The sequence below is a fragment of the Parachryseolinea silvisoli genome (genome assembly GCF_021190955.1).
GTDB lineage: Bacteria > Bacteroidota > Bacteroidia > Cytophagales > Cyclobacteriaceae > Ohtaekwangia > Ohtaekwangia silvisoli.
The window spans coordinates 529,855-551,866 of sequence record NZ_JAIOAO010000001.1 but is presented as its reverse complement, the minus strand read 5'-3'; the positions used below and the strand labels follow the sequence as shown (position 1 = coordinate 551,866).

Annotated in this window: 18 protein-coding genes and 1 other RNA gene; 6 read left to right on the top strand and 13 right to left on the bottom strand. The window is 53.2% G+C overall.

Features of this window, described 5'->3' with window-relative positions; all coding sequences use genetic code 11:
• Nucleotides 1–15: 15 nt before the first annotated feature.
• Both nadE and rnc read right to left on the bottom strand, forming a co-directional pair.
• Nucleotides 16–1,851, bottom strand: a complete 1,836-nt coding sequence (gene nadE, locus K7P01_RS02310) for an NAD(+) synthase (RefSeq protein ID WP_267289409.1) — start codon at nucleotides 1,849–1,851, stop codon at nucleotides 16–18.
• 102 nt (nucleotides 1,852–1,953) lie between these two features.
• Nucleotides 1,954–2,688 (bottom strand): ribonuclease III, encoded by a 735-nt coding sequence (rnc, locus tag K7P01_RS02305; protein WP_267289407.1) that lies wholly within the window; start codon nucleotides 2,686–2,688, stop codon nucleotides 1,954–1,956.
• Between the two features lie 103 nt (nucleotides 2,689–2,791).
• Here rnc and K7P01_RS02300 point away from each other — a divergent pair, with 103 nt between their 5' ends.
• The gene (locus K7P01_RS02300; protein ID WP_267289405.1) at nucleotides 2,792–2,917 is read left to right on the top strand and encodes a hypothetical protein; all 126 of its coding nucleotides are present in this window, start codon (nucleotides 2,792–2,794) and stop codon (nucleotides 2,915–2,917) included.
• Here K7P01_RS02300 and fabF read toward each other — a convergent pair whose 3' ends face one another.
• Complete coding sequence (gene fabF, locus K7P01_RS02295) at nucleotides 2,918–4,165, bottom strand: beta-ketoacyl-ACP synthase II (RefSeq protein WP_267289403.1); 1,248 nt, start codon at nucleotides 4,163–4,165, stop codon at nucleotides 2,918–2,920.
• Nucleotides 4,166–4,202: 37 nt separating this feature from the next.
• Complete coding sequence (locus K7P01_RS02290) at nucleotides 4,203–4,442, bottom strand: acyl carrier protein (RefSeq protein ID WP_025537672.1); 240 nt, start codon at nucleotides 4,440–4,442, stop codon at nucleotides 4,203–4,205.
• 115 nt (nucleotides 4,443–4,557) lie between these two features.
• On the opposite strand from K7P01_RS02290, the gene K7P01_RS02285 reads away from it, so the two are divergent.
• Both K7P01_RS02285 and pyk read left to right on the top strand, forming a co-directional pair.
• Nucleotides 4,558–4,980 carry an IPExxxVDY family protein gene (locus tag K7P01_RS02285; RefSeq protein ID WP_267289397.1) on the top strand — a complete coding sequence of 141 codons (423 nt, stop codon included), beginning with the start codon at nucleotides 4,558–4,560 and terminating at the stop codon, nucleotides 4,978–4,980.
• A 64-nt stretch (nucleotides 4,981–5,044) separates the two neighbouring features.
• Complete coding sequence (pyk, locus tag K7P01_RS02280) at nucleotides 5,045–6,475, top strand: pyruvate kinase (RefSeq protein WP_267289395.1); 1,431 nt, start codon at nucleotides 5,045–5,047, stop codon at nucleotides 6,473–6,475.
• Nucleotides 6,476–6,542: 67 nt separating this feature from the next.
• On the opposite strand, the gene K7P01_RS02275 is transcribed toward pyk, so the two are convergent.
• The 3 genes from K7P01_RS02275 to K7P01_RS02265 are packed head-to-tail and all read right to left on the bottom strand — an operon-like array spanning nucleotide 6,543 to nucleotide 9,250.
• Nucleotides 6,543–8,105 carry an NFACT RNA binding domain-containing protein gene (locus K7P01_RS02275; protein ID WP_267289393.1) on the bottom strand — a complete coding sequence of 521 codons (1,563 nt, stop codon included), beginning with the start codon at nucleotides 8,103–8,105 and terminating at the stop codon, nucleotides 6,543–6,545.
• 30 nt (nucleotides 8,106–8,135) lie between these two features.
• Nucleotides 8,136–8,903 (bottom strand): MBL fold metallo-hydrolase, encoded by a 768-nt coding sequence (locus K7P01_RS02270; RefSeq protein WP_267289391.1) that lies wholly within the window; start codon nucleotides 8,901–8,903, stop codon nucleotides 8,136–8,138.
• The gene (locus K7P01_RS02265; protein WP_317987601.1) at nucleotides 8,900–9,250 is read right to left on the bottom strand and encodes a hypothetical protein; all 351 of its coding nucleotides are present in this window, start codon (nucleotides 9,248–9,250) and stop codon (nucleotides 8,900–8,902) included. The genes K7P01_RS02270 and K7P01_RS02265 overlap by 4 nt, the downstream gene beginning before the upstream one ends.
• A 142-nt stretch (nucleotides 9,251–9,392) precedes the next feature.
• On the opposite strand from K7P01_RS02265, the gene miaA reads away from it, so the two are divergent.
• Both miaA and K7P01_RS02255 read left to right on the top strand, forming a co-directional pair.
• Nucleotides 9,393–10,289, top strand: a complete 897-nt coding sequence (gene miaA / locus K7P01_RS02260) for a tRNA (adenosine(37)-N6)-dimethylallyltransferase MiaA (protein WP_317987610.1) — start codon at nucleotides 9,393–9,395, stop codon at nucleotides 10,287–10,289.
• A 26-nt stretch (nucleotides 10,290–10,315) separates the two neighbouring features.
• Nucleotides 10,316–11,644, top strand: coding sequence for a glycosyltransferase family 4 protein (locus K7P01_RS02255; protein WP_267289387.1), 1,329 nt, complete (start codon nucleotides 10,316–10,318; stop codon nucleotides 11,642–11,644).
• Nucleotides 11,645–11,764: 120 nt separating this feature from the next.
• On the opposite strand, the gene K7P01_RS02250 is transcribed toward K7P01_RS02255, so the two are convergent.
• A complete protein-coding gene (locus tag K7P01_RS02250) occupies nucleotides 11,765–13,006 on the bottom strand; it encodes an S-adenosylmethionine:tRNA ribosyltransferase-isomerase (protein ID WP_267292358.1) in 1,242 nt (413 codons plus the stop codon).
• A gap of 30 nt (nucleotides 13,007–13,036) precedes the next feature.
• Here K7P01_RS02250 and K7P01_RS02245 point away from each other — a divergent pair, with 30 nt between their 5' ends.
• Nucleotides 13,037–14,110 carry an o-succinylbenzoate synthase gene (locus K7P01_RS02245; RefSeq protein ID WP_267289385.1) on the top strand — a complete coding sequence of 358 codons (1,074 nt, stop codon included), beginning with the start codon at nucleotides 13,037–13,039 and terminating at the stop codon, nucleotides 14,108–14,110.
• A 196-nt stretch (nucleotides 14,111–14,306) separates the two neighbouring features.
• Here the strand turns inward: K7P01_RS02245 and K7P01_RS02240 are convergent, their stop codons facing one another.
• The 5 genes from K7P01_RS02240 to K7P01_RS02220 form a co-directional block, all read right to left on the bottom strand.
• Complete coding sequence (locus K7P01_RS02240) at nucleotides 14,307–15,458, bottom strand: sigma-54-dependent transcriptional regulator (RefSeq protein ID WP_267289383.1); 1,152 nt, start codon at nucleotides 15,456–15,458, stop codon at nucleotides 14,307–14,309.
• A gap of 60 nt (nucleotides 15,459–15,518) precedes the next feature.
• Nucleotides 15,519–15,921: RNase P RNA component class A (gene rnpB, locus K7P01_RS02235), an RNA gene on the bottom strand.
• A gap of 89 nt (nucleotides 15,922–16,010) precedes the next feature.
• A complete protein-coding gene (locus K7P01_RS02230) occupies nucleotides 16,011–16,424 on the bottom strand; it encodes a YbjN domain-containing protein (protein WP_267289381.1) in 414 nt (137 codons plus the stop codon).
• Nucleotides 16,425–16,524: 100 nt separating this feature from the next.
• Nucleotides 16,525–17,427, bottom strand: a complete 903-nt coding sequence (locus tag K7P01_RS02225; RefSeq protein ID WP_267289379.1) for a YfiM family protein — start codon at nucleotides 17,425–17,427, stop codon at nucleotides 16,525–16,527.
• On the bottom strand, nucleotides 17,396–22,012 hold the full coding sequence (locus tag K7P01_RS02220) for a translocation/assembly module TamB domain-containing protein (protein WP_267289376.1): 4,617 nt from the start codon (nucleotides 22,010–22,012) through the stop codon (nucleotides 17,396–17,398). The genes K7P01_RS02225 and K7P01_RS02220 overlap by 32 nt, the downstream gene beginning before the upstream one ends.

Below are 22,012 nucleotides of genomic sequence, written 5' to 3'. Positions count from 1 at the left end.
GGTGGTGCGCAGTTTTTATGCGTGTTCCAGTTCTTGCAATTCGCGGGCAAATCCCGATGATAAGATAGGGAACCGGCACCAGGTGCGCGGGTCTACATTGATCTCGTCGAGATGGAAAGCCGGGGCGATGCGCTCGCGCTTCCATTGGTTGATCGACCACAGGCGAAAGAACTTGGTGATCCAGGCTTTTACCTGCGCCGGTTCGCCGGTGTGTTGCAAGCGATGATACACCTCTACCGGCGACTTCCGCTCCTGAATCGCCCAGCGCTCGATTTCCGCCAGTACGGAATAGGGCATGAGGTCGGCCTCGTCGGTTTGGTAGCGTTCCGGAGGGCGTAGCTCGGCCGTAGGCTGCAGGTTGTTAACCGGCCGCAGGCCGTCGTGTCCTAACGTATCTTGCGCCCACCGCAGCCATTGTAACACAAACACCTTGCTGAGCCCCGCAATAGGCGCCAGGCTGCCGCTGGTGTCACCATCCATGGTGGCATACCCCACGTCGCCCTCGCTGCGATTGGAGGTCGTCAACAGCACGGCGCGGTGTATATTGGCCAGCATCCAGATAATGGGTGAACGCGCGCGCGCCTGCACGTTTTGTAATGTAATATCGTCTTGCTCCCAGGTGAGCGTGCGGCCAATCGCCGCCTCGATCTTCTGCGTATAGGCCACAACCGTATCGTCGATGGTCCAGGAGTGAAATACAGCACCCAACGATTCGGCCAGCAGGCGCGCCGCCTCGAACGTATTCGTGGAAGAGTTACGTGTGCCCTGGTAGGCACAGGTGAGCAGGCGCCCCACCGTTTGTTGCCAGGACGCATCAACCTCGCGCAAACCCAGTAGTTGCGCAAAAGTATCCGGGCCCAATTCAGCGCGGCCGCGCTTTACCATTTCCGCTACAAAGACGGCACAGGCAGAAGAGTCGGCACCACCGCTAAGCGACAGAACAAAACCTTTTGCGCGGCTTTTGCGCGCATAGTCGAAGAGCGCCAATGCTACGGCGCGGGCCAGCTCTTCGTTCCGGTCTTTGGTGTCGGCGGAAGGTATAACTTCGCTCGCCCCCGGCTGACGGAAGTTTACATCGCAGACCAGGATGTTAAAGCGTTGAAAGGAAAATCGTTTATTGACGGCAAGCAGGCGGCCGTGTTGTGCCACGATGATGTCGCCGTCGTAGATCATACGGCCGGCTTCGTTGCCCAGCAGGTTGGTAAAGAGATAAGCGCAGGCAAACAACGATGAGCCCTCTTGTACTACATCGCGTTCGCGCAACATGCTTTTGCCCATGGCGAAGTGACTGGCACTGGGATTTAAGATCAGGTCCACGCCACGGTCGCGCAGCCGGTAGCCAGGCCGAAGATCCTTGCGCCACCCATCTTCACAGATCTCGAAACCCATCTTGATACCGGCTACATCGTAGATCAGGTCGCCCGCCGGAATAGATTCATCACCTCGTTCCAGCGTGACAACTTTATGTGCCGGCCAGGCATCAAACCAACGTGGCTCGTAGTGTACGCCGTCGCGCGCCAGGTTTTGCTTGAACGTGATCCCGAGAATTTTACCGTCGCTGATAACGCAGGCACCATTGTAAGTGATGCCAGCGATACGTACAGGCAAGCCTACACTAACCGTAATATGTGTACAGTACGCGCGTATCCGCAGCACTTCTTCCCAAGCTTTCTCCGCCAGCCAATCGCTGAGAAAAAGGTCTTCACACCCATAGCCGGTAACACTTAATTCAGGCAGGCAGAGTATTGCGACCTGCTGGTGGCGGGCTTCTTCGATGGCATCGATAATGTTCCGGGTGTTGTTGTCCCAGTCCATCGGGACCTGGTTTACGGTAGCGCCGGCTATTTTCATGACGGTAAGATCAAACGCGTTTGTGTGAACTGCGCTGCATTCTACAGACAATTAAATTACCGGTCAAGTTCGCGGAAAGGAGGGAATCGTCGGAAGCGGCGATCAGGGTGTGAGCAAGTCCAGCATTTCACACGTTTTAAAGGCAGCATCCTGCTCGGCCTTCTTCTTGCTGTTGCCGTAGCCCGTACCCTGAGGCTCGTTGTCGACAATCACCTGCGCGGTAAATTCTTTGTGGTTTTTACCCTTCTTCACATTGAGGATCTCGAACCGTACGTCCTTGCCCTCGCGTTGCGCCCACTCGATAATCTTGCTCTTGAAGTTTGAGTTCGAGTTCACGAGCTCCTCCAGGTCGTAGTTGGGTCCGATGAGCTTGTCGATCACAAACTTCTTGGTGCGCAGGTAGCCTTTGTCGAGGTAGATGGCGCCGACAATCGCTTCGAGCGTGTTGCCCAGGATGACCTGTTGCAGGTGCGCGTTCTTTTGGTCGTACTGTACGATGTTGCCCACGCCGATCTTGCGGGCGAGCAGATTGAGTGTCTCGCGGTTTACAATGCGCGAGCGGATTTCCGTCAGGAAGCCCTCCGAGCGGAAGGGAAATTTTTTGAAGAGGAAATCGGCTACGGCAGCGCCAAGAATCGCGTCGCCGAGATACTCGAGACGCTCGTTCGATTCTTTATAACCTTGTCCATTTTCTTTCGCAATAGAGCTGTGAACCGTTGCGAGACGATAAAGTTCAAGATTGGAAGGAGTAAAGCCCGCAATGTTTTGTATTGCGCTGACTAACTTCTTGTCGCTCGTCGTTTTTCCTTTCGGAAGCTTAAGGATTTTCCAGACCAAGGTTTATGTCAGTTCATTTTTGTCCGGATGCTAATGTAGTAAGAATATGCACGATGGTCAATGCTACCGCCGAAGTCCGTGTGGTTGTATACTCGCCAGGCGTATGAATAGACCGATGACCGACGCTACACCGGCAGGTAGTATGCTGTTGGTAAAAAGCCATGCCAATACCAGCTGCACGTGTAACGAGCAGAAAAACTCAGGATATACTGCCGGGAATTTCCAGTGATCAGATCTTCTTGAAAAGCACCGAGAAATTGTGGCCTCCGAAACCGAAGGTATTGCTCAAGGCAATATTCACAGGGCGTTCTTGTGCTTTGTTGAAGGTCATGTTGAGCTTGGGATCAAGCTCCGGATCGTCCTCAAAGTGGTTGATTGTCGGCGGAATGACAGAATGGTTAATCGCCATGATACAAGCAATGCTCTCGATCGCACCGGCGGCGCCGAGCAAGTGGCCGGTCATGGACTTTGTCGAGCTGATGTTCACATTGTATGCGTGCTCGCCGAATACTTTCTGGATGGCGCGAATCTCGCCAATATCGCCCAGGGGGGTCGATGTACCGTGGGTATTGACATAGTCGATCTGATCGGCAGTAATCTCGGCGTCTTCCAGCGCGTTGAGCATTACCTGGATGATGCCGGCCCCATCGGGGTGTGGCGCAGTAATGTGGTAGGCGTCTGACGACATGCCCCCGCCGATCACTTCGGCATAAATCTTAGCACCGCGTTTTTTGGCATGCTCGTATTCTTCCAGGATCAGCGCACCGGCGCCTTCGCCCAGTACAAAGCCATCGCGGTTTTTGTCGTAGGGGCGTGAGGCCGTTTCGGCCGAGTCGTTGCGCTCTGAAAGGGCCTTCAGCGCGTTAAACCCACCGACGCCGGCCTCGCATACGGCCGCTTCCGAGCCACCCGATACAATGATGTCAGCCTTGCCTAAACGCAGGAAGGTGAAGGCATCGTACAGGGCGTTCGTGGAAGAGGCGCATGCGGATACCGTGACATAGTTAGGGCCACGGAAGCCGTATTTAATAGAAATATGACCCGCGCTCAAGTCGGGGATCATTTTTGGAATGAAGAAAGGATTGAAGCGCGGCGTACCGTCGCCCTTCGCATATACCTTTACTTCCTCCTGAAAAGTAAGTAACCCCCCGATACCTGAGCCCCAAATCACCCCAATGCGATTCGGATTGAGCTCAGCCAGCGGGAGGTTGGCATCTTTTATAGCCTCATCTACCGCCACCATAGCATATTGCGTAAAGGGGTCCATCTTGCGGGCCTCCTTCCGGTCTATAAAGTTTGTGACGTCGAAGTTCTTTACTTCGCAGGCAAACTTTGTTTTAAAGAGACTAGCATCAAAGCGCGTAATCGGGGCAGCTCCGCTTTTACCATTCTTTAGTCCATCCCAGAACTCGGGAAGAGTATTGCCGATGGGTGTGAGTGCACCAAGTCCTGTAACGACTACTCGCTTTAATATCATGCTGATTGGGGTGTGGTTGTAGAAAGACTGTTGTCAATTATTTCTTCACGTTTTGCTCCAGGTAAGAAATGGCCTGGCCTACAGTGGAAATATTTTCAGCCTGATCGTCTGGAATAGAGATGTTGAATTCCTTTTCGAACTCCATGATAAGCTCTACAGTATCGAGGGAGTCAGCACCCAGATCATTGGTGAAGCTGGCCTCAGGAGTAACTTCAGATTCCTCAACACCAAGTTTTTCGATGATGATCTGTTTTACTTTTTGTGCAATTTCAGACATGTTTTTAAGGTTTATGATTTAAAAATCTGTGCAAAGAAAGAGATTTGCGTCAATATTGTCAAACTTTTTTGAACTCGCTCCTGGGGGGTAAAAAACAGTACCAATAGTATAAAAAATGAAAAAAAGCAAGCTGGTCATCGACTATGAATATGACTTCGATCTGCTGGGATTGACCACGGCTGCCAAAGGCTACAAGTTGGCCTGGGAGATCAACCAGGCCCTGCACATACAACTCATAAAACAGCCCGATTTAGCCGTTGGCTTCAAAAATAACGACGAACGGAGCTTTTCTTTTTATGCCTTTGAAACCCAGATCAATCGTTTGAAACTGTTCAAAAACCGCCCCTCGGATGGCGATACGGGAAAGTATTTCCTAATCCCTGAATTTCCTCACTTCGATTTTATAATTTTGGCAGCTATGAAAGATCAGTACGCTCATCCGCAGTTGCTGGAGTTGATCAAGTCCATATCCTCCGTGCAGTTCGCTGCATTCATTCCCATGGAAGGCCTGAAGTCTAAATCAAACTTTATCTTTTAATTATCGGATGCACACTGAAGCACTCATAGTACCACCATATCCAGAGAAATATTCCTTTTAACCTATGTTAGAAAAAGTATCGTACAACAAGACTAAAATTGTTGCCACTGTAGGCCCTGCTTCCAACTCAAAAGAAATGCTGCGTGCGTTGGTGAAAGAGGGCGTGGATGTATTCCGCCTCAACTTCTCACACGGTAAGCACGAAGATCACCTCAAGGTGATTCACTTTGTGCGTGAGATTAACAAGGAGATGGGTACGACAGTCTCTTTGCTGCAAGACCTGCAAGGCCCCAAAATCCGCGTCGACGAAATGGAGCCCGGGATTATCATCGAACCGGGACAGGAGCTTACCATTACCACGCGTGACCTGGTGGGCAACCGCGAGCTGGTGAGCACCTCGTACAAGAATCTCCCCAACGACGTAGCAACCGGTGACACGATACTGGTAGACGACGGCAAGATCGAGCTGAAAGTAAAAGAAGTACGCGGTGGAGACGTTATAACAGAGGTTGTCTATGGCGGCCCACTCAAGTCGCGCAAAGGCATCAATCTGCCCTTTACAAAAGTGTCAGCCCCGTCGCTGACTGAAAAAGATTTGAAAGATCTTGAGTTTGGTATTGCCAACGACGTAGACTGGATCGCCCTGTCGTTTGTACGGAAAGCTTCTGATATCCAGCAACTCCGTGAAATTCTTGACGAGCGCAAGTCCTCTGCCCGCATCATTGCCAAGATCGAAAAGCCCGAAGCCCTCAGCAACATCGACGAGATCATTAACCTGACCGACGCCGTAATGGTGGCCCGTGGCGACCTGGGTGTAGAGATCTGGCTGGAAGAAGTACCGATGGTACAAAAGATGCTGGTAGAGAAGTGTAACCGCGTGGGCAAGCCCGTGATCGTCGCTACCCAGATGATGGAAAGCATGATCGAAAACCCACGTCCTACACGTGCGGAAACCAACGACGTGGCCAACGCCGTGATGGATGGTGCTGACGCCGTAATGCTGTCGGCCGAGACCGCTGCGGGTCGATTCCCGATCGAAGTAATCCGCTCCATGGTGCGCACCGTGGCGTCGGTTGAAAAGAGCCCCAACACGTACTACCGCTTCCGCGAAGTGCAAAAAGACTCGGCTACGCATATTCACGACAATTTTGTGTTGGCCGCCTGTAAGCTGGCCAAAGACGTAGGTGCCAAAGCCATTGTCGGTATGACGCAGTCAGGCTATACAGCCTTCAAGTCATCGTCTTACCGTCCGAATGCTAATATCTTTGTGTTTACGTCCAACGCGTCGCTCCTGACCAAAATGAACCTGGTGTGGGGAACACAAGCCTACTTCTACGACAAGGTGAACTCAACCGACGAGACCATTGCCGACGTGGAAGAAGTGTTGAAGCGCGAAGGTCACGTGACCACAGGCGACATCATCATTGTATTGGCCAGCATGCCGATCCAGGAGAAAGCTCGCACCAACACGCTCAAGATCAACATTGTAAAATAATCCGTGACGCAGGGTTGCCTGCCACGAAATATAAAGAGGCTGCCGGATACGGTAGCCTCTTTTCATATCAGGGTGTAGCGTCCAAGCGAGGCACAACCAAAATGACCTCTTCACGTTCTACGACTACTGCTCCGGCAGGATCACCCTTACGCTTGCGTACATACTTGCGCGGTGTGACGATAACAGGGCACAGTGTTTCCGTCTTTCGTTTGGAGTTATACGCCGCCAGTTCTGCGGCGCGCTCGATCACATCTTTGGGAAAGGGTTTGTTTGCCTGGTGTTTAATCAACACGTGCGAACCGGGCACGTCTTTGGCGTGCAGCCAGAGGTCTTCCTTGTAGCCGTACCGTAGCGTGAGCACGTCGTTGCTCTGCGCGTTGCGGCCCACCCAGATTCTAAAGCCCTTGTGCTCGAACTCATGGTAGGGCAGGGGGGCAGCCTGCTTTTCTTTGACGGCAAACAGTGGGTTCTTACCGATCTCGCCGCGCAGGGCCTTCAAGTCGGTTGAAGCCTCGAGCACTTCAATCTCCCGCCTAAGCGTTGCCATTTCTTTTTCTTTGATCTCGAGCGACTGTTGCAGTCGTTGTATTTCGATGTGCTGGTTCTTGGCCTTACGGTAAAAAGCCTCCGCGTTCTTTTGTGGTGACAGGTCCTTTTTTAACTTGATGGTAACCGTGTTCTGATCGTTGTAGAAGTCGGGCAATGTGACGGTTTCCTGTCCGGGATGTAATGTGTGCATATAGGCCATGATCAGATCAGCCCATGTTTTATAATTCGTGTCGCGCTCTACTTCGGCGAGCTTCTCGAAAGTTTTCTGATAATAGTTCTCGCTGCCTTTCAGCTTTTCACGTAAGGAAGCGATAGCCGCTTGCCGCTCGCGTACAAACGCCGCCTGATGCGTGTATGTGTAAAAGAACTCATTAATGGCCTCGAGTGGATTGGTAAACTCGCGCACGACAGCGGGTACAGGTAATAACGAGAGATATACCGTGCCATTAGCCTCGGCAATGCGGTATACCGGCGTATCCAGCAACGCGCGTACATCCTGGATCATTTGCCAACGTACAGCGGGCGGTTGTGTATCGAAACCTTGCCGGGCGAGGTACTTCCAGGTAACTTTTCCAAATGTAAAATAGAGCGCCCCTGGATTGTCCGGGTGTTGTATAAAGGCTTCGTACGACCAATCAATGGTGCGGTCGATTGTCGAAAGGTCCAACCCTTCGTCGGCGGGCAAATTGTTCCGGAAGAGCGCGATCACGGCGTTGTGCTCAAACAACAATACGTTCGAACGGTTGGCGTGCATTTTAAATAATAACGTCAGATTGTTGCTCAGCGTGAGCGCAATGCTGCGTTCATTTTCAATGCACCGTACGGATGCAACGCGTTGGCCGATCAGTATCGGAAAGAGGTCTACACTGTTTTTGCGTGCGCGATGAAAATTCGTGGGGAACGCCAAACATGAAAACGCGGGTTCCAGGCTGGCCTTGATAAAGAAAGGTTCGGTAAGGGTTTCGAACCGAATGATGAGCTCGTCTTTGTTTTGGCTAAAGCACTCCGATATTACCGTACCACGCATGAGCGTGTCGAGGGAATGACTGAGCGGACGGAGAAAGTAATAATTGTTGTGCACCGATGTAGAATAAAAATGACAGGTATCGGCTTACGAACCAATATCCACTTGAAGACCGTCGTAGGCCAGTGCTACCGTAGCAGGCAGCTCGTGCTGGACCGCGCTATGGAGTCCCAGCTTGTGGCTGATGTGCGTCAGGTACGTTTGTCTGGGTGCGATGCGTTGAATCGTTTCCAATGCTTCGCCCAGGTTGAAGTGCGATATATGGTGTTCGCGCTGCAACGCATTCAGTACAAGTACTTCCGTGCCCTGGAGGCGTTCGAAGGTCTCTTCGGGTATATAGTTGGCGTCCGTTATATAGCTGAAGTTGCCGATGCGAAAACCAAACACCGGCATGCGCAAGTGCATGACAGGCAACGGCAGAATAGAGATGCCGTTAACGGTAAAGGCATCTTCATTAATGGGCAGCAGCGTGAGGCGTGGTATCCCGGGGTAAGCCGGGCCGGAAAGAGCGTAGGCATACTCCACGGCAAGCTGGTCGAGCGTAGCCTGTGAGCCGTATACCGGCATGTCCATGTTTTGTAAAAAATTATAAGCCCGTACGTCGTCCAGGCCGGCAGTGTGGTCGCGGTGAGCGTGCGTGAAGAGCACGGCATCGAGGCGCTCGATATACTCACGCAGCATCTGCTGGCGAAAGTCAGGCCCCGTGTCGACCACCAGGCTCTGACCATCGACGGCGATGTGCAGGGCCGTGCGCAAGCGCTTATCACGGTAGTCCAGCGAGCGGCATACGTCACACGTACAGCCGATCACGGGTACACCCTGTGAAGTGCCGGTGCCTAGAAACGTTATTTTCAAGCGGCAGTGGTCTGTTGTTCTCCCTCGGAAGTTTGCGCCTGCGGCTCGCCTTCCGGGGTTTCCTCCGGAGTTGGCTGTGCCTGCGCTTGTGGCAAGTTCAGCTCCTCATGCAGCTTGCGGCTTTTATCGGAGAACTTCGTCGGATCGAGGACTGTATTTTTCAGGATATCGAGCAGGGCGTTGATCTTTCCTTCTGTGGTAAAGAACTTATTCACGATCATGATCTTCTGGTCTTTCAGCACGCAGTAGCCCGACTTGAAATTGCCCTTCTCATAACGCAGGGTATAGTCAGACTCAGTCACCATCTCTTCAACTTTTAGCAGAAACTGGGTTGTGTATTTGATCATCGCGGTTGTTGTCTGTTCCAGGGGGCAAGATAAGCATTTTAAGTCGAAGTGGCGCGCCCGCAGAAGCGCCTGGCCATACACGCGATGGCTTGGTTTTATTGCGTAATTTGCGGGCTTGAAGCAGGAAAACAAGCATCTGATTGTGGTCGCCGGGCCTACTGCCGTCGGAAAAACGGCGGTCGCTATTGCTGTGGCAAAACATTTCCACACCGTGGTGATCTCGGCAGACTCCCGTCAGCTGTTTCGCGAAATGACCATCGGCACCGCCAAGCCCACACCCGAAGAGCAGGCGCAGGTGCGCCATTATTTTGTCGACAGCCACTCGATCGAGACGGCCTGCGACGCCGCCCAATATGGTCGCGACGCACTGGCGCTGATCGACACCCTGTTCCGCGAGCACAATGTACTGGTGCTCTGCGGTGGCTCCGGCCTGTACATCAAAGCCGTGCTGGAAGGATTTGACGACATCCCCGAGGTGCCCGAATCTATCCGGGCCGAGCTCGTAGCGCAATTCGAGACCCAGGGGATCGGCTGGTTACAAGCGCGCATGGAGGAGGAAGACCCCGCATTGCTGGCCACCATCGACCGTCACAACCCCCACCGCCTCATCCGCGCGCTGGAGGTAAAGCGCGGCACGGGTCAGTCCATCGCCGCTTTTCGTACGCAACGGCAACACGCGTTGCCCTTCCACGTACACCGGGTGGGCCTTACATTGCCACGCGAACAGCTCTACGCCCGCATCGACGCCCGTATGGACGCCATGATCGACGCCGGTCTCTTTGAGGAGGCACGAGCATTGTATCCATTCCGCGCACACAACGCGTTGCAGACCGTGGGTTACCAGGAGATTTTCGACTGGATGGATGGCCAATACGACCGCGACGAAGCCATCCGGTTGCTGAAACGCAACTCCCGGCGCTACGCCAAAAGGCAGCTGACATGGTTCCAGCGCGACGAAGCCATGCGTTGGTATAGCCCGTTTGAATTCGACAGTATTCTGCACGATGTAGAACAAGCCATGGCCCCCGCGGCCGTATAAGCAAGAGACGAAGAAGCCCATATACCGTGACCGAAAAGAAAGTACTCATCATTACCTATTACTGGCCTCCGAGCGGAGGCAGTGGTGTACAGCGCTGGCTCAAGCTGGTAAAATACCTGCCGCAATTCGGCTGCAAACCCTATGTGTTCACACCCGAGAACCCGGCCTTTGCCATTCGCGATGAGTCGTTGCTTAAAGACGTGCCGCCCGAAGCCGAGGTGATCAAGCTTCCCATCTGGGAACCGTACGATGCTTTCTTCAAAATGTCGGGCTGGTTTGGCCGCAAGAAATCCGCCAGGCCCACTGACCTCGTGGCATCGGCTGGCCCCAGGTCGCTGTTCCAAAAGATCAGCACATGGGTACGCGGCAACATGCTCATTCCCGACCCACGTATATTTTGGGTGCGCCCCGCCGCGCGCTACCTTCATAAATACCTGAAAGAGCACAACATCCCGACCATCATCACCACCGGCCCGCCGCACAGCATGCACCTGATCGGCCGTCGCCTCAAACGCAAGAACCCCAACCTAACCTGGATCGCCGACTTCCGCGACCCATGGAGTGAATGGGGCCTGCTCGACAGCCTGATGTCCGGAAGCTTCGCCCGTAACCAGCACCGCCGTCTTGAGCGCTGTGTATTGAAAGAAGCTGACAAGGTGATTACCGTCACGCCTTTTTACGTGCGCCAGTTCGAGCACCTCGGCCAGCGCCGCGTGCAATTGCTCACCAACGGTTTTGATACTGACGACTTCCGCGAAGTACAGGTTCGACCGACAGAAAACTTCGTGATCCGACACGTCGGGATCATCAATGAAAAGAATAATCCACGTCCCTTCATGCAAGCCGTGAAGGTGCTGATGGAAGAAGATGCGGTCTTTCGCGAGCGTGTGCGTATCGAGTTTACCGGTGAGGTACATCCGCAGTTTCGGGCGTTTGTTACCGCTGATCCGGTACTGTCCGGTATATCATTATTCATGGGCAACGTGCCACACAAAGAGCTGATGAGCCTTTATGGGCAGTCATCGTTATTGCTCGTCGTGCTAACAGGATATAAAGACGCAGAAGGCTATTTGCCGGGCAAGCTGTTTGAATACCTGGCTACGGGGCTGCCTGTACTGGGCGTTGGTCCTGAGCATGGTGATGCGGCCGTGATGCTGAATGCCACCGGCGCGGGAGCGATGATTGATGACAAAAATCCTGCGGCGATCAAGGCTTTCATTCTGAATGTCTTCCGTCACTGGCAGCAGGGTGAGCTAAAAGCAGCTACAGGCAATGGCCATTTACTGTATTCGCGGAAAGAGCTGGCCCGCAGCGTAGCAGCCATGTTGGAACCTGGAACAGGAAACCATAAATGATGGCTCATGCCTATACCAAAGCTACCACCATACCCATGGCATACCTATACCATACCTATGGTTGACTTATAGTAAGCTTATAGTGACTATAGTAAAATGAAAGTTGCGGAAGGGAACGGTTTACCCATTAGGCAATAACAGCGAACTATCCCCATAGCTTAAAAATCGATATCCATTCCCCAAGGCTTCATCATAAATTCGCTTCCAATCTCCTCCAACCAACGCCGCCACCAGCAGTATAAGCGTCGACCCCGGCTGATGAAAATTCGTCACCAATCCCTTACAAACCCGGAATGTATACCCTGGCATAATATAGATACTTGTATCCCCTGTTAACGTATCCGTCTGCAGCGCATCCATCCGCGCCAGCACACGCTCCAGCGCCACCACAGTAGAAGGTAACGACACATAATCCTGATACGGATCATGCTGCGTAATAACAAACGGCGCCTCTGCGTCGGCCATCAGCCGAACTCCATACCAATACAAACTCTCCAACGTACGCATTGACGTGGTCCCCACCGGCACGATAAACCGCCCCGGCTGCAACAAATTCTCCAGGTTACGACGAGTAACGAGCACTTGCTCGGTGTGCATGGTATGGTCAGCAGCATGCTGAACCTTCACCGGTTGAAAGGTACCCGCGCTGACATGCAACGTGAGGAAGTCAGTTTGAATGCCTTTAGCGCGCATGGCCTCCAGCACGGCAGGAGTGAAGTGCAAGCCAGCCGTTGGTGCCGCAACAGCGCCCGCATGGTGAGCATACACCGTTTGATAGCGATCCCGGTCTGCAGCCTCCGCCGCGCGCTTCAGGTAGGGCGGCAGTGGCATTTCACCCGAGCGTTGAATGATCTCAGCAAAGGCGTAAGGCGTTGCCCACTCAAACGCTACCAACCCTTCTGTACGGTCCAGCAGTCGGGCACGCAAGGGCACGCCGTGTACATCCTTTTCCAGTACAGAGCCCTCGGCCCATTTCTTCAGGTTGCCAATGGTACACTTCCAGGTGCTCGCCCCCTGGGCCGTCATGGCTTCGGCAATCAGCGGCGACGGGGCCACAGGCTGTAGCAGGAATACTTCAATGGTGGCTCCGGTGTCTTTGGTAAAATGCAGCCGCGCAGGGATTACCTTGGTGTCGTTAAAGAACAGCGAGGTGTTGGCGGGCAGGTAGTCGGGTAGGGAAGAGAAGACCTCGTGCTGGATCGACCCGCCCCGGTACAGCAGCAACTTCGATTGGTCGCGTTGCTGTAGCGGGTGGTGCGCGATCCGCTCGGGCGGTAGCGCATACGTATAATCCTGCATGTCGATGGCCTTCATAGGACCAAAGTTACGGCCTACGCCAGATTTGTCCGGGACAATTTTCATCACACCGCGAATTAAATTTATTTTACAGCCATGGCCGTGCACGCAGCATTCACACAGAAAACATTCGAGTTCAATTTCCAGGCGCGTACCTCGCGTGGCCCCATGCGCGACAAGATCTCGTGGTTCATCAAGCTTTGGGACGATGCCGCCCCGGGCGTAGTCGGGCTGGGCGAATGCGGCCCACTCCCGGGCCTCAGCATCGATGCGCGGCCGGACTTTGAAGAAATATTACAAGCTACGCTGCAGAAAGTGATGCAGACCAACACCCTGCAAAACCTGCCGCCAATATGGGTTGAGCAAACAGCGCCCGCAGGCTTTCCGTCCATTACTTTCGGATTGGAGACGGCCCTTCTCGACTGGCAACACGGCGGCCGGCGGGTGATCTTTGATAACGGCTTTGTCCAGGGCCAGTCGATCCCCATCAACGGCCTTATCTGGATGGGTAACCTGGATTTTATGATGCAGCAGATCAACGACAAGATCGCTAAGGGGTTTACATGCATCAAATTGAAAGTAGGAGGGTTAAACTTTGATCGCGAATGCGATGTGCTGCAATATATCCGGCAGCGGTATTTTCGGGAGAACCTGACGATCCGGCTGGATGCCAACGGGGCTTTTAAGCCCGAAGAGGCATTGATGAAGTTGGAAGCGTTGGCAAAATTCAATATACATTCCATCGAGCAGCCCATTAAGCAGGGATCGCCAGAACTGGCGGACATCATTCGTCAGTCGCCAGTGCCGGTAGCATTGGATGAAGAGTTGATTGGTGTGGAGGGAGAAGCGCGTGTAGCCCTGATCGAGCGGTTAAAACCTGCCTATATTATTTTGAAGCCCACCTTGCATGGTGGGCTGTCAGGATGCCGTGCGTGGATCACGGCGGCGGAGCAGCACGGAGTAGGGTGGTGGATTACGTCGGCGTTGGAGTCGAATGTTGGATTGAATGCAATTTGTCAGTTTACAGCTGAATATAGCACGGCGATGAGTATGCCGCAGGGATTAGGGACAGGCGCTATTTATACCGAGAACGTTCCTTCACCGCTAGTGGTGACCCAGGGAGCAATACGATACGATTCTGCCAAAGCCTGGAATGTGTCGGGGGTATAACGTCCGGCCAAGAACAGATCGAAGCGGGAGTTTGACAGAGGTCCAGTACTTGACATCCGGTAATTATCCTGGTCCTTTTAGGACTAGCTTATGTCTAGCATAACACTAGCTTGACTCTAGCTCAAGAGTAGGTCATCCCTGCTTTTGCTGGCATCCAGATGACCAGAACTGCCCGGCAGTCTTAAACTGCCGAGATTTACAGGTAACGCTTCACATCCTCTGCCGTAATCTCATCACCGCCCATAATAACAAGCCGCTCGACCACGTTCCGCAGCTCCCGAATATTCCCCGTCCAGTTATGCGCCTGCAATGCCGTCAACGCTGCCGCATCAAACGACTTCTTTTTTGCCCCATACTCATCAGCAATGTCGTGCAAAAACTTATCCGCCAGCAGCGGTATATCATCTTTACGATCATTCAACGCAGGCACCTTGATAATAATCACACTCAACCGGTGAAAGAGATCTTCCCGAAACCGGTGCTCCTCAATCTCCTTACGCAAATCTTTATTCGTAGCCGCCACCACGCGTACATTCACCGTAATTTCTTTATCCCCACCGACCCGGGTAATCTTACTTTCCTGTAAGGCGCGCAACACTTTCGCTTGCGCCGACAGGCTCATATCACCGATCTCATCCAGGAATAATGTGCCGCCCTCCGCTAGTTCAAACTTTCCAATACGCTGTTTAACAGCCGAAGTGAATGAGCCCTTCTCATGCCCAAACAATTCGCTCTCGATCAGCTCCGATGGAATAGCAGCACAGTTTACTTCGATCAGCGGACCGTCCGCGCGTTTACTCTTTTCATGTACCCAACGCGCCACCAGTTCTTTACCGGCACCGTTAGGGCCGTTGATCAGCACGCGGGCGTCAGTGGGAGCGACCTTCTCGATCATCTCTTTTACCTGGCGGATGGGCTCGGAGTCGCCCACCATATCAAACTTTTTGGAGATCTTCTTGCGCAGGGTTTTGGTCTCTTTGACCAGGTTGGTTTTATCCAGGGCGTTGCGCAGGGTAATTTCCAGGCGCCCCAGGTCAAAGGGCTTCTGCAAAAAGTCGAAAGCGCCTTTCTTAACCGCTTCGACGGCTACGTCGATGGTGCCGTGGGCCGAGATCACAATGAAGTTGGTAGCAATGCCCACCTCCTTTACCTTGTCCAGCACTTCGAGTCCGTCCATTTTGGGCATCTTGATGTCGCACAGACAAAGGTCGAAGCTGCCCTGCTCGAGCTTCTTAAAACCCTCCTGGCCGTCGGCGGCCTCTTGTACGTCGTGCTCTTTCTCTTCGAGTATTTCTTTCAGAACAGCGCGAATGCGCGCATCGTCTTCAATGATCAGAATCTTGGCCATACCTCGTAAAGGTATCGCATAAAAATTAAACCCACCAGACCTCGTCGGTAGGGTGGGTTTAAAAGTGGTAAGCCTGTAAGCCGGGTTCTGTCATCCCTTGCGGGAGTCCTTATCATTTATCTGGGCCTGCCTTCACAGACAGGCTCTATCAGTCTACCCGTTCCGGTGCTGCAGACCGTGAAGCCTACAGCCAAACGGGCCGCTTGATGCCCGGAACCTATTTGACCTTTCAACGCGTAAGGTTTACCCTGCAACGACTGTCGCCAGCCGCCCGGTGAGCTCTTACCTCACCTTTTCACCTTTTCCCGCAAGGATAAATCCCCACGGGTAGTTATTTTCTGTGGCACTGTCTGTTCCTGCGCCGTCACCAGCACAAGACCTTCCCGTTAGGAAGTACGCTGCCCTATGTTGCCCGGACTTTCCTCCCTTTCTGTGACAAAAGAGCGATAAGGCGGCTCACCGCCATAAAGGTACGGCGAAAGCTTGAAAGTAAATAGCATAACAGCCCCAGGGGAATCCCAGGGGTGTTGAAGAATGTCCGAACGACGTTGACTAGTGAATGTCTTTGCCCGTTAGCTTCAGCTCGTAATGGTCCGCGAGCTGTGCTACCTCCTGGATCATCTCTTTCACTTGCTCTTCTGAAACAGTCTCCGACAGGCAGGAAGCTTCTACCTTCACATAACCTTCTTCGAGAATAAACTTGCTGTAGTCGAAGTGCGCGTTTTGCTCCAGCAGCGCCTTGAGGTCGATGTTGGGAGTGAACTCACATACCTTCGAGGTAAAGAGCGCCTGCTCGCGGCCCGATACCGGGCTGGTCTGTGCGCTGGCCAGTACCGTTTGGTAACGGCTGCCATTGATGGGCACAACAATCACGGATTTGGTATGGTCGTAGTCGGTGTATTGGCCGCCGATGTGATCGGCATACTTTTCAACGTACTCCATGAAGCCTGGTAAAGTAGAGATCATATATGGTAGGTTTTAAAGTGGATGGTCTATGAAGTTAAAAAAATGGCTCCTAAAAAGGGCCCGCCACCATGGGATTTATTTAAATGTTATACCGCCTAAGTTAGAAATAAAATGCGTGAAAACGAGTGCCCCGTGCGGAGAATTCGACGGATGGCGCCGGCACCTTGATCATGCCGGCCACGAAAAGCAGCGTGTTCCATACCTTAGACCTCGTTTTAAAGGCCGTCAGGTCAAGGTCCAGCGAAAGATAATATTGCCGATAAGGCGTACCATAGCCGGCCTCCTGGTTCTGCGACGTGCGGGCATAGACCATGCCCTGCGCACCATAGCCCACGGCCAGGTTAAGCCACTTCGGGAAGTGTATGAACTTGTCCACATCCACCGATAACCAATGGGTTTGACCGTTATAATCTTTTAGGATCTCATCCGGCAACCCCTTGCCCAACGTGTTGGGCCGCTGTGGCGCATAGTCCGTGCGGTGGAACGAAAACTTGGGATGTATGCGCACCTCGTTCCAGAGGTAGGACTGGCCCAGGTAGAATGCCGAGCCTGCGGCATCGGCAATCAGGTCGCCAGCAGAGGCACCGTATGCGTCTGAAAAACCATCGAATATTTCTACGGGCACCAGCACGGCAAAGCCCGTCAGCGCACCCCAGAGATCTGCTTTGCGCACGGGTACGCGGCAGGCCTGCAGCGCCCGCGAGGTGCCATAGCTGAAATAAAAGGACGAGTAAAAATGTCCGAGCTTATCGACCTGTTTCCACTCGGCATTATCGTTGAAGAAGCGAAAGGATTGGCGACGCGTATCGGCATACCACAGGTGATTGAGGCCGGCCAGCGTGATGCCATAGGCCGCCGCTCCACCGATGGCCAGGGCACGGAGTCGGGGTTTATTGATCCGTCGGGCAGAGTCCACTTGTGAAAAGCCGCTGACCGAAAACAGGAACAACAGCAGGCACAGACAGCAGCGTTTACTCCGTGCCGGTGGAATCGGTGTCTTCATCTTCTTTGATTGCGTCGCGGTTGCCGTTCTTGCGCTCCTCTTCCTGCTTTTTACGACGCTTGCGTGCCGATTGCCAGAGGTCGCGCAGCTCGTTAAAGCTTTGCGTGTGGATAATACTCGCGCCCGTGGTGATCGCGTTTTGGTTGGTGTTCACCGAGCTCAGCATCGGGTTGACGTTGGTGCGGCTATACATCTTTACGCGCAGCTTGCCGTCGGCGGTAAGCATGTAGTCGACCGTCCAGTCACCCGCTACGCTCGAAGGGTTGGCCTGTGCGTTCGGGTTGGTGCTGTTGGTGGGAGAGCTGGAGGTGTTGTTAAACGTACCGTCACCCGTTACCCGCAGGCGTCCGTTCAGGAACGTATACGACAGCCGCAGCTGGAATGTGTTGAATGTCTCCTGGTCCATGGAGCCAAGGTCTACGTCCACCACCAGGTCTTCGTCCACCTGGCTCATCCAGTGACTTAGTTGGTTAGAGAGCAGCTCGCTCAAGCTGTTTACAACGGATCCGCTGGCGTCAAACGACTCCGGCGGCGAGAAGCGACGCAACACGATCAAACTGAATACCTGGCGCTTAAGTTCCTGCTCGTCCAGCTTGTTTTTGAACGCCGTAAATTCCAGGTCCAGGTTGACTACCCGGCCGCTTTCCGTTTGTACATTCTTGGGTAAATCCTTTGCCGTAATGTCGAAGTTGATCTCGGGCGACATCATCGGGCCATCCAGGCGCAAGGCTACCTGTACGGGGTACTTGCGTTGCAACTGCGGAGAAGTACCAGCCGACTGGTCTGTGCTGGTAATGAGCGGCGCCAGCGATGCCATCTGATTGTAAGAAGCATCGATCTCAACCGTGCCCTGGTACGGATTACCATACCACGTGATCCGGCTGCCTTTCTTCACGGTAAATTCTTTATTGATGATGTCGTAGAGCGTAAAATTATACCACCCTTCGGTGAACTCGAACGGACCAAACATGTTGAACTCACCCTTCGTGTCGAGCTGTAGCTTCAAATCACCATTACCGCGTCCACGAATGATATCGCCGGATTTTTGGTCAAAGATGATCTCGCAGTAGGCATCGGGTGTCACGTCCAGGTTCAGATCCAGGGCGAGCCCCGTCAGGCTGACGCGGTTATTGAAATTGCCTTCGATCTTTTTGGTGAAGGTAGTATCCTTGAAGTTCACGAAGGATATAAACTCTTTCTTGTCGACGGACGATGACGAACCGCTCAGCGGGATATAGATGTGTGTATTCCGCTCGGTGCGTGCCGTCGAGGTGATGCGCAGGTTTGACAGGGGGCCGTTGAAGTTCAGATCACCCGTGGCATAGGCCTGTCCGTAAAACAAGCTATTGTCTTTGTGCGACGTGTTTAGTACCTGGAAGTTGCGGAAGCGCGCGTCCAGGTTGATGGTCATGTCGGAGAAACTGTGGTGGTTAATGGTGCCGTTGAGGCGTGCTTTGTTGCGCAGCACGTCGGCCAGCTCGATGTCTTTAAAGTATAAGGATGTCGGCGTAAGCCCGATGATCCCCGTAAAACGATACATCGTTTTGAGGTAGTTGATCATGATCTGGCCATCGTCTGTACGACCCTCGCCGCGTATAGCAGGATCGTTCAGTGTACCGGTAATCCGGAAGTCGCCGGATACCGTACCTCCAATCTGGCTAAAGATATCACCCAGAAAAGGCTCGGCAATCTTGAGGTCAGCTTTCTCCAGGCGGGCGGACAAATTCAGCGGACTGTCGGACAACCCCGGTGTATAATGGCCCGTCAAATTAACGATGCGGCTTTGTGAGCGGTCAACAAACAAGTTGATGTCAAACCGGCGCGCTGTAGTATCCCAACGATTTTGCGTGGAGATGTCGCCCACCAGAAAATCGTTAATGGTAAAATCCTTTACTCGTAGCGTATTCTGAAATGTAGGTTCCTGGTAGTAATGCGTCACATCCACTTGCGCTTCGGCAATGCCCCGGAATTTCAGGTCAGTCAGTACATCAAGCAGTGCCAGATCAAGATTGTGAATGTTGAGGGAAAGGACTTGGGTAGGATCTTCGGAGATCTTGCCATTCACACGCAGGTACTGCTCGGCGTTCTCCAATGCCAGGTCGTGGAAAGTCCAATCGCTGCCGCGGATGGCCACGTAGTTGTCCGGCATAAACGTCCAGTTGCGCTCGAGAATCTTGACGTCAGAGGGCGCCATGGTTACCATGGTGCTGTCACGCAAGAAATCGACGCCCCCCTTCAGGCGCACATAGTTGTTCTTGCCTTCATGATCGGCATCGAGGCCAAAGTCAATGTGGTTCTTATTCCAGATCGCTTCCGCCAGCAGGTTCTTGGTCTGCAGGTTTTTGCTGAGGATTTGCCGCTCAGAGTTTACCGTAAGCATCGACAGTACGCTGGTACTGTCGGCAATCTTAGAAGTCGTTAGCTCGAGGTCGGTGTTGATAAACACTTTGCCCTGGTACTCCAGTGAGTCAAAGGCCGTATACAGGTTGATGATCGTGGTACGCCCGCTGGTAAAGCGGCCGTCAATATGGGTGTTGCGGGCCAGCGACAAGTTTAAGTTCAGCAGGTCGTTGATCGGCCGGATATCTTTCAGGTCAATCGCGATCTGGGCTTCGTATGATTTAGGCTTGTAGGTCTTTTGCCGGTAATACTCGGCGATCTCGTGTTGGTCGTTCCGGATGTTGAGCGAGACTTCTTTCACCAACGTCTGAATGTCGTAGGAGATGTCAGAGAAGTTATAGTTACCCTTGGCCTCGACATCGGCCAACGAAGATTGTACTTTAAAAGAGCGCGTGCCGTGATCGCGCTGGGCATCCACCAGGATATGATCGAGCTTCAGGTGCTCATGATTGTACTCCAGCATCAGGTCCGTCACATCGGCGGTACCGCGCAACGAGTCAAGCGTTAACCCCTGAATGTCGGCCGCCACGCGTGCGTGCAAGAAGAGTGTGTCGCGTGAGAGGTTAAGCTCGTGTAGGTATGCAGTATCGAGCCGCGCGCGAATGCGGATCTGATTACGACCCTCGCGCAGGTCGATGGAGCCCCGGGCGGTGAGCTCGAGATTAGGATCGTTGATCTCCATCAGCCCGCGAAACAAGCCTGAGGCAAAGCGGGCGTCCGTACGGATGTTGGTATAGTTATACTTGTTGACACCGATGGAGCTCACCCGGCCGTTCAGTTGAAAATCGGCCGTCTTCTGCGTCAGTCCCGAACCGGCAATCTGACCGTCGAGGCTTACCCGTTGGTACATAGCCGTGTCTTCCAGGTACGTACCCAGGTCAAAGTTGATCAGTGACACGCGCCCTTTGTATACCGAGCGATCGATATCTTCCTCATTTACTTTTAAGTTGATGTCGGAGCGGATGGTGCCCAGGCGTCCGGAGAAAGTACCGTTCGCAACAAAGTCGTTCGGGTAGCCCAGGAATTGCCCGTGCATGGCCAGGTCACCCATGGGGCGCAGGCGCGCCAGCGTCTGCTCGTTGAACAGGAAGGCAATGTCGTTTGGATCGAGCGTAGAGTTGCGCAGGTTGAGGATGATAAACGTTTCGTTGATGTTCGGTAGCCCTTCCATCTCCAATGACCCCGTCAACCGCGACCGCCCGATGTCAACTTCCATCTGGGTATACTTGAATTTGTTGACACGGCCGTTAAAAGTGCCACTGACAGTTAACGGCTGCCCCAACTGTTTTACACCGGGGGCGAACAGCTCGAGGTCTTCCGGATCGATGATTGTTTTTGTCAGGTGCGCATGAATCGACACTTCGTCCACAAAATGACTCAATGCGCGGTGCCCCCGGTAGTGGAAGAGCACGGTATCGGAAATCGTGCTTTGTCCCGCCTGCAGGTTAAGGCCCGTGAACTCCATGCCCGCTTGTGAGAGTCGGAAGAAGGTTGAAAGTTGTTTGACGCTGAACTGCGTTTTCTGATCCTGCGCAATCAACGTACGTACATAGAACTCGGTGGTATCACCCAACACCACAAAGCTGTTGAGGTGGCCCTCGTCTACGGCCAGGGAGAAGTGATGGTAGTCAAACCCTTGCTGCACGGTATCGCTGTCCTGGTCAATGTAGGTGAACTGGCTGCGGTTCAGGAACGCTTCGCCAATGTTTACCCGTGGCGTGCGACCCGTACCGCCACCACCGCCACCCGACGAAATCTCGTTGATGCGGTCAATAAAGACGTTAATGTTCAGGTTCCGGGCGGTATCCGATTCCTGGATCATGGTCACAAACACGTGCGCACTGTCGACATAAATGCCGTCGATATTGATATCCTGCTGGTGGAAGAGTTGTAAGAGCTTAAAGTTGATGAGGATCTCCTTGGCCCCGATCATGCGGTTCTGCTCGGTGTCGTAGACGTTAACCCCCGTCAGCTCCAGGCGGTCGAACCAAAGCATGCGAAAGCCTGTTACGGTGGTCGGAAAACCGGTGACTTGTGTAAAATCCTTTAACAGACGTGAAGCAAGCCAGTTTTGAACGGGTGGCATCTGCAAGACCAAAAAGGCGGAGATGAACAGGAACAGAATGGCCGTAACGGAGTAGACAAGTATCTTCCGAATCCTATTTTTGATAACTTGCAGGTTCAT

Bases quoted from the DNA above. Each gene is read 5' to 3' on its own strand.
- nadE (WP_267289409.1), bottom strand. From the start codon at position 1,851: ATGAAAATAGCCGGCGCTACCGTAAACCAGGTCCCGATGGACTGGGAC.
- K7P01_RS02300 (WP_267289405.1), top strand. From the start codon at position 2,792: ATGAATAGACCGATGACCGACGCTACACCGGCAGGTAGTATGCTGTTG.
- fabF (WP_267289403.1), bottom strand. From the start codon at position 4,165: ATGATATTAAAGCGAGTAGTCGTTACAGGACTTGGTGCACTCACACCC.
- K7P01_RS02290 (WP_025537672.1), bottom strand. From the start codon at position 4,442: ATGTCTGAAATTGCACAAAAAGTAAAACAGATCATCATCGAAAAACTT.
- K7P01_RS02285 (WP_267289397.1), top strand. From the start codon at position 4,558: ATGAAAAAAAGCAAGCTGGTCATCGACTATGAATATGACTTCGATCTG.
- pyk (WP_267289395.1), top strand. From the start codon at position 5,045: ATGTTAGAAAAAGTATCGTACAACAAGACTAAAATTGTTGCCACTGTA.
- K7P01_RS02265 (WP_317987601.1), bottom strand. From the start codon at position 9,250: ATGATCAAATACACAACCCAGTTTCTGCTAAAAGTTGAAGAGATGGTG.
- K7P01_RS02250 (WP_267292358.1), bottom strand. From the start codon at position 13,006: ATGAAAATTGTCCCGGACAAATCTGGCGTAGGCCGTAACTTTGGTCCT.
- K7P01_RS02245 (WP_267289385.1), top strand. From the start codon at position 13,037: ATGGCCGTGCACGCAGCATTCACACAGAAAACATTCGAGTTCAATTTC.
- K7P01_RS02240 (WP_267289383.1), bottom strand. From the start codon at position 15,458: ATGGCCAAGATTCTGATCATTGAAGACGATGCGCGCATTCGCGCTGTT.
- K7P01_RS02230 (WP_267289381.1), bottom strand. From the start codon at position 16,424: ATGATCTCTACTTTACCAGGCTTCATGGAGTACGTTGAAAAGTATGCC.
- K7P01_RS02225 (WP_267289379.1), bottom strand. From the start codon at position 17,427: ATGAAGACACCGATTCCACCGGCACGGAGTAAACGCTGCTGTCTGTGC.
- K7P01_RS02220 (WP_267289376.1), bottom strand. From the start codon at position 22,012: ATGAACCTGCAAGTTATCAAAAATAGGATTCGGAAGATACTTGTCTAC.